At 66.5% G+C, this 16,949-nt stretch carries 15 protein-coding genes; 11 read left to right on the top strand and 4 right to left on the bottom strand.

What is annotated here, in order from left to right:
- Window positions 1-129 precede the first annotated feature (129 nt).
- Window positions 130-1,470 carry a septation protein SepH gene (gene sepH, locus IEX33_RS11055; protein WP_188730081.1) on the bottom strand — a complete coding sequence of 447 codons (1,341 nt, stop codon included), beginning with the start codon at window positions 1,468-1,470 and terminating at the stop codon, window positions 130-132.
- Between the two features lie 123 nt (window positions 1,471-1,593).
- Window positions 1,594-2,082 (bottom strand): DUF3093 domain-containing protein, encoded by a 489-nt coding sequence (locus tag IEX33_RS11050; protein ID WP_188730079.1) that lies wholly within the window; start codon window positions 2,080-2,082, stop codon window positions 1,594-1,596.
- 191 nt (window positions 2,083-2,273) lie between these two features.
- Here IEX33_RS11050 and dut point away from each other — a divergent pair, with 191 nt between their 5' ends.
- From dut to IEX33_RS11030, 4 genes are all read left to right on the top strand, one after another.
- On the top strand, window positions 2,274-2,801 hold the full coding sequence (dut, locus tag IEX33_RS11045; protein WP_188730077.1) for a dUTP diphosphatase: 528 nt from the start codon (window positions 2,274-2,276) through the stop codon (window positions 2,799-2,801).
- A 110-nt stretch (window positions 2,802-2,911) separates the two neighbouring features.
- Window positions 2,912-3,640, top strand: coding sequence for a DUF3710 domain-containing protein (locus IEX33_RS11040; RefSeq protein WP_188730075.1), 729 nt, complete (start codon window positions 2,912-2,914; stop codon window positions 3,638-3,640).
- The gene (locus IEX33_RS11035; protein WP_188730072.1) at window positions 3,633-3,992 is read left to right on the top strand and encodes an OB-fold nucleic acid binding domain-containing protein; all 360 of its coding nucleotides are present in this window, start codon (window positions 3,633-3,635) and stop codon (window positions 3,990-3,992) included. Before IEX33_RS11040 ends, IEX33_RS11035 begins: the two co-directional genes overlap by 8 nt.
- A complete protein-coding gene (locus IEX33_RS11030; RefSeq protein ID WP_188730071.1) occupies window positions 3,989-4,780 on the top strand; it encodes a DUF3159 domain-containing protein in 792 nt (263 codons plus the stop codon). Before IEX33_RS11035 ends, IEX33_RS11030 begins: the two co-directional genes overlap by 4 nt.
- Here the strand turns inward: IEX33_RS11030 and IEX33_RS11025 are convergent.
- Window positions 4,777-5,517: a potassium channel family protein gene (locus IEX33_RS11025; protein ID WP_188730069.1), complete on the bottom strand. Its 741-nt coding sequence runs from the start codon at window positions 5,515-5,517 to the stop codon at window positions 4,777-4,779. The two genes, IEX33_RS11030 and IEX33_RS11025, sit on opposite strands and share 4 nt — an antisense overlap.
- The gene (locus tag IEX33_RS11020) at window positions 5,514-6,188 is read right to left on the bottom strand and encodes a potassium channel family protein (RefSeq protein WP_188730067.1); all 675 of its coding nucleotides are present in this window, start codon (window positions 6,186-6,188) and stop codon (window positions 5,514-5,516) included. Before IEX33_RS11020 ends, IEX33_RS11025 begins: the two co-directional genes overlap by 4 nt.
- A gap of 120 nt (window positions 6,189-6,308) precedes the next feature.
- Between IEX33_RS11020 and IEX33_RS11015 the strand changes: the two genes are divergently transcribed.
- From IEX33_RS11015 to IEX33_RS10985, 7 genes are all read left to right on the top strand, one after another.
- A complete protein-coding gene (locus IEX33_RS11015; RefSeq protein ID WP_188730065.1) occupies window positions 6,309-8,285 on the top strand; it encodes an APC family permease in 1,977 nt (658 codons plus the stop codon).
- Window positions 8,282-9,667 (top strand): class I SAM-dependent RNA methyltransferase, encoded by a 1,386-nt coding sequence (locus tag IEX33_RS11010; RefSeq protein ID WP_188730064.1) that lies wholly within the window; start codon window positions 8,282-8,284, stop codon window positions 9,665-9,667. Before IEX33_RS11015 ends, IEX33_RS11010 begins: the two co-directional genes overlap by 4 nt.
- Window positions 9,668-9,846: 179 nt before the next feature.
- Window positions 9,847-12,672 carry an aconitate hydratase gene (locus IEX33_RS11005; protein ID WP_188730062.1) on the top strand — a complete coding sequence of 942 codons (2,826 nt, stop codon included), beginning with the start codon at window positions 9,847-9,849 and terminating at the stop codon, window positions 12,670-12,672.
- A gap of 141 nt (window positions 12,673-12,813) precedes the next feature.
- A complete protein-coding gene (dxs, locus tag IEX33_RS11000; protein WP_188730060.1) occupies window positions 12,814-14,787 on the top strand; it encodes a 1-deoxy-D-xylulose-5-phosphate synthase in 1,974 nt (657 codons plus the stop codon).
- Window positions 14,784-15,401 (top strand): DUF402 domain-containing protein, encoded by a 618-nt coding sequence (locus IEX33_RS10995; RefSeq protein WP_188730058.1) that lies wholly within the window; start codon window positions 14,784-14,786, stop codon window positions 15,399-15,401. The genes dxs and IEX33_RS10995 overlap by 4 nt, the downstream gene beginning before the upstream one ends.
- Window positions 15,398-15,958 carry a hypothetical protein gene (locus IEX33_RS10990; protein ID WP_188730055.1) on the top strand — a complete coding sequence of 187 codons (561 nt, stop codon included), beginning with the start codon at window positions 15,398-15,400 and terminating at the stop codon, window positions 15,956-15,958. The genes IEX33_RS10995 and IEX33_RS10990 overlap by 4 nt, the downstream gene beginning before the upstream one ends.
- A gap of 7 nt (window positions 15,959-15,965) precedes the next feature.
- On the top strand, window positions 15,966-16,943 hold the full coding sequence (locus IEX33_RS10985) for an aldo/keto reductase (protein WP_188730053.1): 978 nt from the start codon (window positions 15,966-15,968) through the stop codon (window positions 16,941-16,943).
- Window positions 16,944-16,949: the final 6 nt, after the last annotated feature.

Below are 16,949 nucleotides of genomic sequence, written 5' to 3'. Positions count from 1 at the left end.
CTTAATCACCAGCCTCACCAGTCCAGCCGACGCGCCTAAACCAGCGGATATTTCAGCAGTCTCCTAGGGACAGTTCCTCCGGCGGTGCGGGCCGCCGGCCCGGGAGCCAGCACCGCCGGCCCCGGAGACTTAGTCCCCGCGGGTACCGAAGACGATTTCGTCCCAGGATGGAACGCTGGAGCGCTTGGGCCTGGCGGGCTGGCGTTCGGGAGTACCCGCCTCCGGCAGTTGGCCGGTGGTGGGGGAGGAATCGTCGTTCCGGGGCGCAGGGCGCTTCGGGGCGCCGCCCAGCAATTCGTCCAGTCCCGCGCCACCGGATGTGCCGTTCCCGTTGCCCTGTGCTGCGTCGGCTGCCGCGGCGCCGGAGGCCCGCTGCGGTGAAGCCACAATGGTGATTTCCCGGGTATCGGTGCTGACGCCGTTATGCAGCCGCAGGTTCTCGTCGGCGGGTTCGTGCTGGGGCGGCAGGAGGCTGAGCCGGGACAGCATGGACGGCCGGGCATCCCGCCGCCGGACGAAGGAGTCACCCTGGGCAGCAGGAGCTTCGGTACTGTCCGGTTCCTGACCGGTGTCGTGTTCTTCCGCTTCTGGGGTGACCTCTGAGGGCCGGGGGTGGGCGGCAGGAACGCCGTTGGTCAGGAGCAGTGCCAGGGCGTCGTCGGAATCCTCATCCACGCCAAGCCGCTGGCCCCGTCGCGAGCGCAGCATGTCCAGAAGGCCGTCGGATTCCTTATCCTTGCCTGCTGCCGGGCCGGCGTTGCCGCGCTGGTTGCCGGAAGCGGAGTCGGCATCGGTCTCAAAATCAAAGGGCCGGTCGGAGACGGCGGACAACCTGCGCGCCGGGACCGGTCCGTCCAGGGGTTCCAGCTCACTGAGCTGCTGGGCCCAGCGGTTGGCGTTATGCAGGGACTTCCGGGCCGGGCTGAAGGTCCACAGCGCGGGCGGCTCCTCGCCGATTCCCTGAGCGCCACCGTTCTTCGTTTCGAAGGCGGCAGACACAGTCCAGGTCCCGTCCTGGCGGCGCCATGAATCCCACTCCACGGAGGCGGGGTCGATGCCATGCGCCGAAAGCCGGTGCGCCACCATGTCGCCCAACGTGGCCGGGTTGTCACCGAATGCTGAGCGGTAGATGTCGTGCCCGGGCGACGGCGCGGCCACTTCCACCTTGCGGGCCTGCTGGGCCACGTACTCCCGTTCTGCGAGGACCGGGCCCTCGTACCGTTCAACCTTGGCCAGTGGCAGCCCGGAAGCCTCGGCTACGTCCGCCGCCGTGGCTCCGGCCCTGATCCGGGCCTGGATGTCCCGCGGGGACATGGGAATGGCAGGCCGCTCGACCCGCGGCTTAACCGCGGACCTGCTGGCCGTCCTCAGCGCTTCATCGATCGGCAGCTGGAACATCTCGCCGCCGGCCCCGCTCAACAGGAGGTGAGTCCCGTCGTCGTGTACGCCTACAAGCCGTAGATCCTGCATACAAATCCTCCACCCTGGCATTGCTATCACTCGAAACTTTGCCATCCGGCGGCCGGGTTTTGGCTCAAGGGGCAGGGCGCGCCGCGATTTTCCGGGAGATCCGGGTGGAAGGGGACCTGTCGGCTAGTGCATGGAGAGGGCTGCCGTCAGCTCGTCGGGGCGGCGGGTGGAAGTCAGCCAGTACGGCGTCGGGTCTGATGGATCGGTGATCTCAACCTTGACCACCGGATCGATCCAGCCCCGGATGCAGAGGTAGGCCAGCCCGTTCAGCCGGGTGCCGCGTTCCGCCGTCGCTTCCCCGCCGCGGAACGGCTGGACGGCACCCACAAAGCGGCGCTCAATGGTGGCCCGCCCCACGGTCAGGGTTTTCCGGGTCACCACGATGCTCGGGGTGGAAAGGACCAGGAGTACGGCGATGATGGCAAAAAGCACCACTGCGGCCGTATACCCGGCGGCCGCGCTGATCGGGGCGAACACCAGGATTCCCGCGCCGGAAACGCCTGCCGAGATGATCCAGATCCATACGTTCGGCCACAACTTTTCGCGATAGGTCACCTCAGCTTCGGCTGAGGGGGTACTGGGCACGGACGCGGCGGAACTGGATTCGGGCATGGATCAAGCTTTCCACCTTTCCCTGGCTATTTCATCCCGGCCGGTGCTGTCCCGGCTGTGCCGGCCGGTGCCTCCCAGCGCGGCACCGCGCTGGGAGGTCCGGCCCGGCAGGTTCCCCGGCCCGCTGTAGGCCGCGGGCCGCCGCCCGCGGCCTAGGTCCCATCCGCGGGCGCGGGTTAGAGTGAGTGACTGTGACTGATCAATCCGCAGCAGTAGACACTTTTCCCCCGGCCCCGCCTGCCGGGGATGAGCTTGCCTCGGCCCCTACCCTGCAGGTCCAGCTGAAGATGCTGGACCCGGGCCTGGAAGCGCCCTCGTACGCCCACCCGGGCGACGCCGGCGCTGACCTCCGCGCCAGGGAAGACGTGGTCCTGCAGCCGGGAGAGCGCAAGCTCGTGCCCACCGGAGTGGCCATTGCCCTGCCTGAGGGATTCGTGGCCCTTATCCACCCCCGCTCCGGACTGGCCACCAGGCACGGGCTGACAATCGTCAACGCCCCGGGAACGGTGGACGCCGGGTACCGCGGGGAAATAGCAGTCACCCTGCTGAACACCGATGCCACCCAGCCCATTGAGCTGCACCGCGGCGATAGAATTGCCCAGATGGTGATCCAGCGTGTTGAGTACGCCCAGTTCATCCCCGTCAACGAATTGAGCGGCTCCGTGCGCGGCACCGGGGGATTCGGGTCCACCGGCGGGTTCAAGCGGCCCGGGGCCTGAGACAAGGATTTTTCCGTTCCGGCAGGCTTGCTGCCGGCAAGCGGCAGAGCACGACGGCGGGACCCGCTCAGGGCCGGACCGGCACATTTCACAACTAAGGAGACACCCTCATGGTCTTTGGGCTCGGCAGGAAAGCCAAGAAGGAAGAAGCATCCGAACCGGATGACTCCCTGACCACCGCTGAGTCCACGGAGGACACCGCGGCAGGCTCTGGCGTCCGCGCCAACGGACCGTTTGATGAAACCGAAATCACCAGCCGCGACGGCTACGTGGACCTCGGCGCGCTGCTGATCGCACCCAGTGAGGGCCTGCAGTTGCGCCTCGAGGTTGAAGAAGCCACCCAGCGCGTGGTGGCCGTTACCTTGGATCTCAACGGGTCGAGCCTGCAGCTCCAGGCATTCGCCGCCCCCAAGACCGAAGGGCTGTGGGACGAAATCCGTGAGCAGATCGGCCAGTCCGTCGGGGCGCAGGGCGGCCAGGTCGAGGAAGTCGAGGGAGGCTTCGGCACTGAACTCGTGGCGAAACTGCCGGCCGGGCTGCCTGACGGCAGCCAGGGATACCGGGTGGCGCGTTTTGTTGGCGTGGACGGTCCCCGCTGGTTCCTCCGTGGCGTGCTGGGCGGCCCTGCGGCCCTGGAACGGGCTGCTGCCGAGCCGCTGGAAGCCCTCTTCAGGCAGGTTGTGGTGATCCGGGGCGGCAGCCCCATGCCGCCGCGGGACCTGCTGCAGCTCCGCCTGCCGAAGGACGCAACCGCCACCCCGCCGCAGCCCGCCCCCGCGCAGCCCGCCCCCGCGCTCCAGGAGCCGGAACGTGGCCCGGAAACCACACAGATTGGCTGATCCTGCACCGGACGGCGTGCCCCGGCACCACGCCGGGACGCTCCCCATCAGCCAGCTTCCGGACAAGGGCCGGGTCACCTGCCAGGGGCGCATCGAATCGGTGACTTTCATCCCGGCAGACCAGGCTGCCGCCTTCAGCGCCATGGTCTCCGACGCCGAGCCGGGAAAAGCCTCCGCCCAGCCTGGTGCACGGCGCGGGAGGCTCCGCGTTGTGTGGCTGGGGCGCCGGCGCGTGCCGGGCATTGAAGCCGGCGCGGAGATCCGGCTGGACGGAATGCTTTCCACGAACAACGGACTGCCCACCATGTTCAACCCACGCTACGAAATACTGTCCCGCCAGGAGAACGAATGACCGCGCCCCAGCCCGACCCCTCCGCCGGATCCCAGGGGCCGGATACTCCCGGCCACGCAGGAAGGCCGGGCCCGGCGCAGGAGCCTTCCCCCATGGCGGGCCTCGCAGCGGAATATGCCGCCAAGGCAGGACTGCACCGGACCCACGACGGCCGCGTGGACGTCCTCCGGAGCGCCGGCGGGATCCAGGGCATTGCCGAGAGCATCGCTCCGGGACTCGTCTTCCTGGTTGCCTTCACCGTGACCCGGGAACTGACGCTGTCCCTTGTGGCGGCCCTTGCCGCCGCAGCCGTCTTCACAGTGGTCCGGCTGGTCCAGCGCAAGCCGCTGACGCAGGCACTTGCCGGCGTGGTGGGCGTGGGCATCTCGGCTTGGCTGGCCAATACCACCGGCAAGGCAGAGGACTTCTACCTGCCCGGGTTCTTCACCAATGCCGGGTACATCCTGGCGATGGTCCTCTCCATCTTCCTCAAATGGCCGGTAGCGGGCCTGCTCTTCGGTTTCATCCGGAACGAAGGCCTCGACTGGCGCAAGGACCCGGCACGGGTCAAGGCCTACCAGCTGGGCACCTGGATCATCGTTGCGGTCCTTGCGCTTCGGCTCGCGGTACAGGTTCCGCTCTACCTCATGGGACCGGACGGACTTGCTGCCCTGGCAACCACCCGTCTCATCATGGGCGCGCCGCTGTACATCCTCGGTGTCTGGATCGCCTGGCTTGTCACGCGGCCCGCCCCGGCCGAGTCCGGGCCAAAGCCCCAGCCGAAGGACGGCCCGGCTGCGGCAAACTAGCCGTCGAAGCCGTCGGCCTCCGGGCCCTGCTGCTCAAGGTGGCCGGCGTCGTCGGCGGGCCGGGGCTGCGGTTCTGAGGAGTCGGGGGAAAGCAGCGCGCGCAGTTCGTCCTCGGCGGCGATAGTCGTCACGAAGAACAGCTCGTCCCCACCGTCGATCACGTCATCCCGGCTCGGCGTGATGGGGGCGTGGTCCCGAAGGATAGCCACCAGCGTGGAGTCCTCCGGCCACTGGATCTGTCCCACGGTGCTGCCGATGACGTGAGAGTCGTGCGGGACGGTGAACTCCACCAGGGAGGACACCCCGGTCTGGAGCGTCAGCAGCCGGACAAGGTCGCCGATCTCCACGGCTTCCTCCACCAGGGCAGTCATGAGCTGCGGGGTGTTAACGGCAACGTCCACGCCCCAGGAATCATTGAACATCCAGTCATTCTTGGGATTGTTGACCCGCCCTACAGTGCGGCCCACCCCGAACTCCGTCTTGGCCAGCAGCGAGACCACCAGGTTGACCTTGTCGTCACCGGTGGCAGACACCACCACGTCCGCGTCCTCAACCTTGGCTCCCTGGAGCGTGCTCAACTCGCAGGCGTCGCCCACCAGCCAGTGCGCCCCCCGCAGGCCGCTCCGTCCGATCACTTCCGGCTTGAGGTCGATCAGGAGGATCTCATGCTTGTGCGCCAGCAATTCCCTGGCAATGGACGATCCGACGCTTCCCGCGCCAACGATCACGACTTTCACTGGGACTCCTTGGCAGGGGCTTTGGCCAGGATCTGGGCGACCTGTGAGCTGCGGTCCACCGGGAGCATGGCGTGCACGGTGTCGCCGTCCTGGTACGCGGTACCCGCAGCCGGCAGGATCCCCTCACCGAAGCGGGTGAGGTACGCCACCCGGATATCGGCGGCTTTTTCGATGCTGCTGACCGAGTGTCCGATCCACCCGGCGTCGAGGTCCAGTTCGGCCAGCACCAGGCGGCCGGAGGGCTCCCGGAAATCACCGGCGAGATGCTGTTCGGGCAGGATGCGGCGGAGCACCTGGTCGGCGCTCCAGCGGACCGCCGCCACAGTGGGAATGCCCAGGCGCTGGTAGATCTCGGCACGGCCGGGATCGTAGATCCGGGCGACGACGTGGGGGACGTGGAACGTTTCCCGCGCCACGCGGGTGGCGAGGATATTGGAGTTGTCACCGCTGGACACCGCCGCGAAGGCGTACGCTTCAGCGACCCCCGCCTGCTTCATGGTGTCCCGGTCGAAGCCCACACCGGTGACCTTGCGGCCTGTGAACCCCTGCCGGAGCCGGCGGAAGGCGCGGTCGTCCTGATCGATGATGGCCACAGAATGCCCGGCGTCCTCCAGCGTGTGAGCCAGCGTCGCCCCCACCCGGCCACATCCCATGATCACGAAATGCGCCACGGTGTTTCTCCTCTGTAATCCTGTCAAGGTCCTGCTGCTAGAACTCTACCGCCAGCGTCCGGGCTGCAGCCGCCCACCGCCCGTCATGACATAGTCCGGGAATCAGACTAGCTTTGTGGGGTGCTGACAATATTGAACGCCGCCAAGCGTGTGCTGGTGGGCCGGCCATTCCGAAATGACCGGCTGGCCCATACGCTGCTTCCCAAGCGGATTGCACTTCCCGTCTTCGCATCCGACGCCCTCTCATCCGTGGCGTACGCACCCGATGAGATCCTGCTCACCCTGGCGCTGGCGGGCGTCAGCGCCGTTGCGTTCTCACCCTGGGTGGGCCTGGCCGTCATGGTGGTCCTGCTCACCGTTGTGGCGTCCTACCGGCAAAACGTCCACGCGTACCCATCGGGCGGCGGCGACTACGAAATCGCCGGCGAAAACCTCGGCAAGTACGCCGGCCTCACCGTAGCCTCGGCGCTGCTGGTGGACTACGTCCTGACCGTCGCGGTGTCCATCTCCTCGGCCGCCACGTACCTCACCACCGCCGTCCCGTCGCTGCACGGCAACCAGGCGGCCATTGCCGCCGTCGGCGTTGCGATCCTCGCCCTGGTGAACCTGCGCGGCGTGAAAGAGGCAGGCACCATGTTTGCCATTCCCACCTACCTCTTCATGGCAGCCATCCTGGGCATGACTGCTGTTGGCATATTCCAGGCCGCCACCGGACAGCTGGGGGAGGCGCCCTCCGCCGCGTTCACGATCGTCCCGGCCCCCGGGTTCGACGAAGGGCTGGTAGGGCTTGCCGGCGCCTTCCTGCTGCTGCGCGCCTTTTCGTCAGGAGCTGCGGCGCTGACCGGCGTCGAAGCCATCAGCAACGGCGTGCCCAACTTCCGTCCGCCGAAAAGCAAGAACGCGGCCACCACGCTGCTGCTGCTGGGCGTCATCGGCGCCACCATGCTGGCGGGCATCATGTACCTGGCCAACGCCACCAAGGTACACATCGTCCTCGACCCCGCAACGGAGTTCCTCCTCAACGGCAACCCGCTGCCCGAGGGGTACATCCAGACGCCGGCCATCAGCCAGATCGCCCACACCATCTTCGGGCCGGGATCCATACCGTTCTATATCGTGGTGGCCGCAACCGGCGTCATCCTGGTCTTCGCGGCCAACACGGCCTTCAACGGCTTCCCCGTGCTTGGTTCCATCCTCGCCCAGGACGGATACCTTCCCCGGCAGCTGCGGACCAGGGGCGACAGGCTGGCCTTCAGCAACGGCGTCCTTGCCCTCGCCGCCGGTGCACTGGTGCTGATCCTGGCGTTCAACGCGGACGTCACCAAACTCATCCAGCTCTACATCGTGGGGGTCTTCATCTCCTTCACAGCCAGCCAGCTGGGAATGATCCGGCACTGGGGCAGGAAGCTCAAACTGGCCAGGGACAAAGCCGCCCGGCGCCGCATGGCCAAGTCACGCGTCATCAACAGCATCGGCTTCGGCATGACCGCCACGGTCCTCGTCATCGTGCTGGTCACCAAATTCGAGCAGGGCGCCTGGATTGCCCTGCTGGCCATGTTCATCCTGTTCCTGATCATGTGGAGCATCAAAGCCCACTACGACAACGTGGCCAGGGAACTGGCAGTGGACGAGGACGCCTCGCCGCGTGCCCTCCCCACCCGGGTGCACGCCGTGCTGCTGGTGTCCCACGTCCGCAAGCCCGTGCTGCGGGCCCTTGCCTATGCCAGGGCTTCCCGGCCCTCCCGGCTTGACGCCGTCACCGTGGACATCGATCCGGAGGAAACCGCGCAGACCGTGGCCGACTGGGACAAGCTGGAGATCCCCGTGCCGCTGACGGTACTGGCAAGCCCCTACCGCGAGACGGTTACGCCCATCATGGACTACGTCAAGCAGATGCGGCTTGACTCGCCCCGGGACCTGATCGTTGTGTACATCCCCGAATACGTGGTGGGCAAATGGTGGGAGCAGCTGGTCCACAACCAGACAGCCCTCCGCATCAAGACCCGGCTGCACTTTGAACCAGGCGTCATGGTGGCGAGCGTCCCCTGGCAGCTGAAATCATCCGAAGAAGCCAAGAACCTGCAGGACGTCCAATGATTGCGAAGGCCCCGTTGCACACGATTCACCAGCCACCCGCCGGAGCAGCCGGCACAGAAGTAGTGCTCGATGTCGGCCCGGTGGCCCATGGCGGCCACTGCGTCGCAAGGCACGAGGGGCGGGTAATTTTCGTCCGCCACGGCATTCCCGGCGAGAAGGTGCGGGTACGGCTGACGGACGCCGAAGAGAAGGCCAAATTCTGGCGGGCGGACGTCGTGGAGGTTCTTGACGCCTCCCCGGACCGCGTGGACCACTTCTGGCATGCTGCCGATTCTCTGCGGGCGTGGGGCCACGGGCATCCCCCGGTGGGGGGAGCGGAGTTTGGCCACATGACGCTGGCCCGGCAGCGCAGCCTCAAGGCAGAAGTCCTGGCTGAACAGCTCACGCGCCTTGCCGGCGTCGAAGAGTTGCCGGACGGAGCCGTTCACAGCGTCGAAGCAGTGGGCCGACAGGCCGACGGCGGTGACGGCCTCGGGTGGCGGACGCGCGCCAGCTTCTCGGTGACCCCCGGCGGGAAGCTCGGCATGCACGCGCACCGCTCCACGCACATCGTTCCCGTCCGGGAGATGCCCCTCGCCGTCGATGCCATCAACGCCCTGCGCCTCTGGGACCTCGACCTGCAGGGCATCGACCGGGTGGAAGTGGCGGCCCCGGCCAACGGCTCACGTCCGCTGGTGCTGCTGGCACCAAGCTCGGGAACCAAGCCCAAGCGGCTTAACGCCGTCGCAGCCCAACTGCCCGGCGAAGTGTCCGTAGCCACGTTCGACCCCGCTACCGACGCGGTGCACCAGTTGCGGGGCCGCACCTGGGTGCAGGAAACAGCGGCCGGCCATGACTACCGGGTGACCGGCGCCGGGTTCTGGCAGATCCACCGCGACGCGCCCGGGGCGCTTGTGGGGGGCGTCACAAAATTCCTCCAGGACGGCGGCTTCCTGCACCCCGGCGCGGTGGTGGCCGACCTCTATGCGGGCGCCGGACTGTTTACTGCCGTCCTGGCCGACGCCGTGGGGGAGACGGGGTCTGTCCTGTCCGTGGAGGGGGCCCCCGGAACCAGCCGGGACGCCCGCAAGAACCTGCACGCAGCGCCGCAGGTGGAGATCGTCCAGGGCCGGGTGGAGCGGGTCCTCCGCCAGAAACCGCGGAACTTTGACGCCCTGGTCCTTGATCCGCCGCGGGCAGGCGCGGGAAAGGCCGTGGTGGAGCAGCTGCTTGAGGCGCAGCCCCGCGCCATTGCCTACGTATCCTGCGATCCGGCGTCGTTCGCCCGGGACGTAGGGTACTTCCGCCAGGCCGGGTGGGACCTGTCAGGCCTCCGGGCCTTCGACCTGTACCCGCATACCCACCACCTGGAGACAGTGGCCCTCTTGACGCCGCGCGCCTGAGGAACGGTCCATGATGCCACCGCTGTTTTCGACTACGATGGCCGTAGTAGTCCCACGTCGCGCTCCGTAATCACGGCCGGCCGTGTGCAATTTTCGGGCCCGGATCTAATTAGGGCTTCCTAACTAGCAGGCGGTCAACCGCGCGACAAAGATGAAACTGTTGCGAGAGGAGTCCTGCGATGAGCACTGTGGACAGCTTCGGTTCAAAAGGCAAACTTAATGTAGCCGGAACCGAATACGAAATTTTCCGGTTGAACTCCGTTGAAGGTGCAGAAAACCTTCCGTTCAGCCTCAAGGTATTGCTTGAAAACCTGTTGAGGACCGAGGACGGCGCGAACATCACTGCCGATCACGTCCGCGCCCTGGCAGGCTGGGATCCCAATGCCCAGCCCGATACAGAAATCCAGTTCACGCCTGCACGCGTGATCATGCAGGACTTCACCGGCGTGCCCTGCGTGGTTGACCTGGCGACGATGCGTGAAGCGGTCAAGGAACTGGGCGGCGACCCCAAGCGGGTCAACCCGCTGGCGCCTGCCGAGATGGTCATTGACCACTCGGTCCAGATCGACGCCTTCGGTAACTCCGGCGCACTGGAGCGCAACATGGAGATCGAATACCAGCGCAATGGGGAGCGTTACCAGTTCCTGCGCTGGGGCCAGACCGCGTTCGACGACTTCAAGGTTGTCCCGCCGGGAACCGGCATCGTGCACCAGGTCAACATTGAATACCTGGCCCGCACGGTCATGACCCGCGAAGTTGACGGCGCGCTCCGTGCGTATCCGGACACCTGCGTCGGTACCGACTCCCACACCACCATGGTTAACGGCATGGGTGTTCTCGGATGGGGCGTCGGCGGCATCGAAGCCGAGGCTGCCATGCTGGGCCAGCCCGTTTCCATGCTGATCCCGCGTGTTGTGGGCTTCAAGCTGACCGGCTCCATCCCGGCCGGCGCCACCGCCACCGACGTGGTGCTCACCATCACCGAGCAGCTCCGCAAGCACGGTGTTGTGGGCAAGTTCGTGGAGTTCTACGGCGAAGGCGTTGCCGCTGTGCCGCTGGCCAACCGCGCCACCATCGGCAACATGAGCCCGGAATTCGGTTCCACGGCTGCCATGTTCCCCATCGACGACGTCACCCTGGACTACCTGCGCCTCACCGGCCGTTCAGACCAGAACGTGGCACTCGTGGAGGCTTACGCCAAGGAACAGGGCCTCTGGCACGATCCTTCCCGCGAGATCAAGTTCTCCGAGTACCTGGAACTGGACCTGTCCACGGTTGTTCCGTCCATCGCTGGCCCCAAGCGCCCGCAGGACCGCATTGAACTGACCGAGGCCAAGGACGAATTCCGCCACGACCTGAAGAACTACGTCGCCCACGATGCCGACGCCGGCACCCTGGACGAGTCGCTCGAGGAGTCCTTCCCGGCCTCCGACGCGCCTTCCTTCACGGCGGGATCGACCCACATCTCCGACACCGACCGCGAACCACCGAAGTACTCGGCAGGCCACGGCGGAGCGGGACGCATCTCCCAGCCGGTTCCGGTCAAAATGGCCGATGGTCGCGAGTTCGAGCTGGACCACGGTGCGGTCACCATCGCCTCCATCACCTCCTGCACCAACACGTCCAACCCCTCGGTCATGCTGGCCGCGGCGGTCCTGGCACGCAACGCCGTGGACAAGGGCCTGACGTCCAAGCCGTGGGTCAAGACCTCTGTTGCACCCGGCTCGAAGGTTGTCACCGACTACTACGAGAAGTCCGGCCTGACCCCCTACCTGGAGAAGCTTGGCTTCTACATCGTGGGCTATGGCTGCGCCACCTGCATCGGCAACTCCGGCCCCCTGGAAGCCGAAGTTTCCGAAGCTATCCAGGCCAACGACCTCGCCGTTGCGGCAGTCCTCTCGGGCAACCGCAACTTCGAAGGCCGCATCAACCCGGACGTCAAGATGAACTACCTGGCCTCCCCGCCGCTGGTCATCGCCTACGCCCTGGCCGGTTCCATGGACTTCGACTTCGAGACCGACGCCCTCGGCCAGGACAAGGACGGGAACGACGTCTTCCTGAAGGACATCTGGCCCAACCCGGTTGAGGTCCAGCAGGTCATCGATTCCTCGATCGACAAGGAAATGTTCGCCAAGGGCTACGAAGGCGTCTTCGAGGGTGACGACCGCTGGAAGGCGCTCGACACTCCTGCCGGCGACACCTTCGCCTGGGATCCGAACTCCACCTACGTCCGTAAGCCCCCGTACTTCGAGGGCATGCAGGCCAAGCCGGAGCCGGTCAAGGACATCACGGGCGCCCGCGTGCTCCTGAAACTGGGCGATTCGGTTACCACCGACCACATCTCCCCGGCCGGTTCGTTCAAGTCCGACACCCCTGCCGGCCAGTACCTCCTGGCCAACGGCGTGGAGCGCAAGGACTTCAACTCCTACGGATCCCGCCGCGGCAACCACGAGGTGATGATCCGCGGAACGTTCGCGAACATCCGCATCAAGAACCAGATCCTGGACGGCGTCGAGGGTGGCTTCACCCGCGACTTCACCCAGGACGGTGGCCCGCAGGCCTACGTTTACGACGCGGCGCAGAACTACCAGGCAGCCGGCACCCCGCTGGTGGTCCTGGCCGGCAAGGAGTACGGTTCCGGTTCCTCCCGTGACTGGGCTGCCAAGGGTACCGCCCTGCTGGGCGTCAAGGCCGTTATCGCCGAGAGCTACGAGCGCATCCACCGCTCCAACCTCATCGGCATGGGCGTCCTGCCGCTGCAGTACCCGGCCGGAGAGTCCGCAGCCACCCTGGGCCTGTCCGGCACGGAGACGTTCTCGGTGGAGGGCGTCACCGCCCTGAACGAGGGCACCACGCCCAAGACCCTCAAGGTCACCGCTACTGCCGAGGACGGCAGCTCGACGACGTTCGACGCCGTCCTGCGCATCGACACCCCCGGTGAAGCGGATTACTACCGCAACGGCGGAATCCTGCAGTACGTCCTGCGCCAGATCTCCGCTAACTAGCGGTTCCTGGCAGCAGGCACCACCTCCCGAAGCCCCGGCCGGTCACCGACCAGCCGGGGCTTCGGCTGTGCAGGTGAGCCTTGTCCCGCGGGCCAAGGCGTTAGAGTTAAACGGCACGTCTACCACCTGAAGGAGGGGTCAGTGGGAATCTTGGAGACCATCCGGAATCCGCAGGACCTGAACGAGTTGTCCGAAGACCAGCTGAAGCAGCTGGCTTCGGAGGTCAGGGACTTCCTGATCACGAACGTCTCCCAGACGGGCGGGCACCTCGGACCAAACCTTGGCGTGGTGGAACTGACCCTTGCCGTGCACCGCATCTTCGACTCGCCCCGTGACAGCATCGTCTTCGACACCGGGCACCAGTCCTACGTCCACAAGTTGCTGACCGGTCGCCAGGACTTCAGCACGCTGCGCCAGGAGGGCGGAATCTCCGGATACCCTTCCCGGGCCGAATCCGAGCACGACATCGTCGAGAGCTCGCACGCTTCCTCCTCCCTGTCGTGGGCGGACGGCATCTCCCGCGCCCGCCAGCTCACCGGTGAAGGCGACCGGTACGTCGTGGCCGTGGTGGGGGACGGTGCGTTGACCGGAGGCATGGCCTGGGAGGCCATCAACAACATCGCCGCGGACAAGAAACGCCGCGTGGTGATAGTGGTCAATGACAACGGCAGGTCCTACGCCCCCACCGTCGGCGGCTTCGCGGCCTACCTCGCGTCCCTGCGCCCCACGATTGACTCTTTCCGGACGGCACCGGCCTACGAGGTGGCGCTGGAGTGGTGGAAGAAGAAACTCCAAAACGGGGGACCGGCGGGCCAGTTCACCTACAAGAGCCTGCACGCCATGAAAAAGGGCATCAAGGACTGGTGGGCCCCGCAAGGCATGTTCGAGGACCTCGGCATGAAGTACATCGGCCCCGTGGACGGCCACAACCTCCAGGCCATGGAGCATGCTCTGTCCACAGCCAGGCATTACGGCGGGCCGGTCATTGTGCATGCGATGACCGAAAAAGGCCACGGCTACGCACCCGCCCGCGCCCACGAGGCGGACCAGTTCCATGCCGTCGGCATCATCGACCCCGAAACCGGTGAGCCCACAGGCGCCGCCGGCGCCCAGTCCTGGACCTCGGTCTTCGCCGACGAAATAGCGGCCATCGCGGATGAGCGGAAGGACGTCGTCGGCATCACCGGAGCCATGCTCATTCCCGTGGGCCTGCACAAATTCGCGGCCCGGCACCCTGACCGCGTGATCGACGTCGGAATTGCCGAACAGCATGCCCTCACCTCCGCCGCCGGCATGGCCTTCGGCGGCCTGCACCCGGTGGTTGCCGTCTACGCCACCTTCCTGAACCGGGCCTTCGACCAGCTCCTGATGGACGTGGCCCTGCACAAGGCCGGCGTCACCATCGTCCTGGACCGCGCAGGCGTCACCGGGCCGGACGGCGCCAGCCACCACGGCATGTGGGACATGTCCATGGTCCAGATCGTCCCCGGACTCCACTTGGCAGCACCCCGCGACGCCAGCAGGCTGCGCGAGGAGCTCCGCGAAGCCGTGGCAATCGGCGACGCACCCACCGTGGTCCGCTTCTCGAAGGGATCCGTCGGGGCAGAAGTGGAAGCCCTTGAACGCCTCAGCGACGGCGTGGACGTGCTGGCCCGGCGGCCCAGCGGTTCCACAGAGAACGACGTCCTGATCGTCAGCGTGGGCGCCATGTCCGAACTGGCGCTGGACGTGTCCAACCGCCTTGGCGCGCAGGGCATCAGCACCACCGTGGTGGACCCGCGCTGGGTCCTGCCCGTCCCGCGTTCCATCATCGCGCTGGCATCGCACCACCGCCTGGTGATCTGCATCGAGGACGGTGTCCGTGCCGGCGGCGTCGGTTCGCGGATTCGCCAGGAAATGCGGGCGGCCGGCGTGGATACGGCCTTGAACGAGGTAGGCCTGCCGGTCGAATTCCTGGACCACGGCACCCGCGCCCAGATCCTGGACCGCGTCGGCCTGACCGCCCAGCAGATCACGCACGACGTCGTTGCGCAGGTCCTCGGCACAAAGGTCCCCTTTGCGCGTCCCCTGCCCGGCCAGCAGCACCCCACCACCGGCAGCCTTCCGATCCTGTGAGGGGAGAGGCTGAGCTGAAATACCCCGGCGTCCTGGGGGATCCCGCAGGGGAAAGCCAACCGGGATCAACGCGGGTACCGGAGAACCTGAAGCCCGGCCAGCTGGTGGTGGCACGGAACCGTAAATGGAACGGCAAAGCCCACTGGGTGGTACCCGGACGCTACCTCGGCGAGGACCGGCATGGCTGGTGGATCTTCCAGGGCACCAATGAATTCTGTTCCCGCCCGGGCGCGGCGTTTTACACCAAATCGGACGCCGTGCTCCTGGTGCCGCGCGAAGGCGACTGGGTGGCCACTTTCTACGATGACGCCCATCCGGGCGGCATGCGGGTCTACATCGACCTTGCGGTGGCCCACGAGTGGAGCTCCATCCGCCCCGCAGTCACCGAATTCCACGTCATCGACATGGACCTGGACGTCGTCCATACGGCCAGCAGGGGCGTGTTCATTGACGACGAGGACGAATTCGCGGAACACCGCGTTGCCATGGATTACCCCGCAGTCCTGGTGGAATCCCTCCAGGCATCGGCGGACCAGCTCTACCAGGCCGTGAAGGCGCAGCACGCACCGTTCGACGGCACGGACGCCGAGTGGTTTACGAAGGGACGGTCATGAGCGGAATTGTCAGGGTTTACAAGCGCGACGAAGAGGGCACCCTCCATTTCCGGGAGGCCTGGTACGACGAGGACTACGGCCAGTTCGTCATGAACTACGGCGTCGTGGGGCACCAGAGCAAAACCGAGGAAACGGATGTCGCCACGCCCGAGGCGGCGGAGAGCCTCCTGGACGCCTTCGCAGCCCAGTGCGCCGAGGACGGCTACGCCGAAATTCCGGAGCAGGAGCAATCCTGGGTGGTGGCCCAGTTCGCGCTGAAGACCCGGGAGGGCACCGACAGGGACCGCTACCTGGAGGAAAAGGCCACCGACGCCCTCATCAGCCACCTGGCCTGGCGCGGGCTGGGGACGGTGGAACGCTCCGAATTCACGGACTACAAGCTCAACATCTTCTGCCTGTGCCCGGACGTGAACAAGGCCGTCAACGCCGTCAAGGTCTGCATCCGCGGCGAGGACCTGGACTTCACCAAGCTGAGCATCGGTGCCGCCCCCTTCACCGAGCCCACCAACTTCAAGCTCAAGCACTCCGCCAAGCCCGCTGCCGGCTTCAGCCTCTAGGAGCACAATGCCCACGTACCGCCGCCTCGGCAAGTCAGGCCTGACCGTGTCCACGGTCGGCCTGGGCTGCAACAATCTCGGCCGCGCCAATACCGCCACCGAATCCCAGGAGGCTACGGACGGCGTGGTCCACGCAGCGATCGACGCCGGGATCACCCTGTTCGACGTCGCCGACACGTACGGGCGGGAACCAGGGCTCAGCGAGGCGATGCTCGGGAAGGCACTCGGCACCAGGCGTGGGGACATCGTCCTGGCCACGAAGTTCGGCATGGACATGAAGGGTGCCAGCGGCCCGGACTTCGGTGCCCGCGGCTCACGCCGCTACATCATCCAGGCCGTGGAGGCCTCGCTGCGGCGGCTGGGCACCGACTGGATCGACCTCTACCAGTTCCACACGCCGGACCCCTTGACCCCCATCGACGAGACCCTGTCCGCATTGGACACCCTCGTCAGCTGCGGCAAAGTCCGCTACATCGGGCACTCCAACCGTTCCGGCTGGCAAATCGCCCAGGCGGAGTACGTTGCGCGGGAACTGGGGTGCGCCCGCTTCATCTCCACGCAAAACCACTACAACCTCCTTGACCGGCGCGCCGAACTTGAGGTGACACCGGCAGCAGAGGAGTTCGGGCTGGGCGTCCTGCCCTACTTCCCGCTCGCCAACGGACTGCTGACCGGCAAGTACTCGCCCGGCCACGCCCCGGACGGATCGCGCCTCAGCCACACCCGCCAGCACCTGGTCCACGACGCCGACTGGGACCAACTGGGCAGGTTCAGCACTTTCGCGCGGGAACGCGGCCTGACCGAAATCCAGGTTGCGTTCTCCTGGCTGGCAGCCCAGCCCTCGGTTGGCAGCGTCATCGCAGGCGCCACCGGGCCAGAGCAGGTCCGCCAGAACGCTGAATCAGCCGGCTGGGTGCCCTCGGAGAAAGACCTCGCGGAGCTGGACAGCATCTTCCCTGCCGCTCCCAGGGTTGCCCTGTTCTAGGACCGG

The organism is Pseudarthrobacter scleromae (genome assembly GCF_014644515.1).
Lineage (GTDB): Bacteria > Actinomycetota > Actinomycetes > Actinomycetales > Micrococcaceae > Arthrobacter > Arthrobacter scleromae.
Note: the sequence above shows the minus strand (reverse complement) of the source record. Positions and strands in the feature narration are given on the sequence as shown.

Excerpts from the sequence above, each read along its gene's own strand:
- IEX33_RS11030 (WP_188730071.1), top strand. The coding sequence starts at position 3,989 with ATGACCGCGCCCCAGCCCGACCCCTCCGCCGGATCCCAGGGGCCGGAT.
- IEX33_RS11010 (WP_188730064.1), top strand. The coding sequence starts at position 8,282 with ATGATTGCGAAGGCCCCGTTGCACACGATTCACCAGCCACCCGCCGGA.
- sepH (WP_188730081.1), bottom strand. The coding sequence starts at position 1,470 with ATGCAGGATCTACGGCTTGTAGGCGTACACGACGACGGGACTCACCTC.
- IEX33_RS11040 (WP_188730075.1), top strand. The coding sequence starts at position 2,912 with ATGGTCTTTGGGCTCGGCAGGAAAGCCAAGAAGGAAGAAGCATCCGAA.
- IEX33_RS10990 (WP_188730055.1), top strand. The coding sequence starts at position 15,398 with ATGAGCGGAATTGTCAGGGTTTACAAGCGCGACGAAGAGGGCACCCTC.
- IEX33_RS10985 (WP_188730053.1), top strand. The coding sequence starts at position 15,966 with ATGCCCACGTACCGCCGCCTCGGCAAGTCAGGCCTGACCGTGTCCACG.
- IEX33_RS11050 (WP_188730079.1), bottom strand. The coding sequence starts at position 2,082 with ATGCCCGAATCCAGTTCCGCCGCGTCCGTGCCCAGTACCCCCTCAGCC.
- IEX33_RS11005 (WP_188730062.1), top strand. The coding sequence starts at position 9,847 with ATGAGCACTGTGGACAGCTTCGGTTCAAAAGGCAAACTTAATGTAGCC.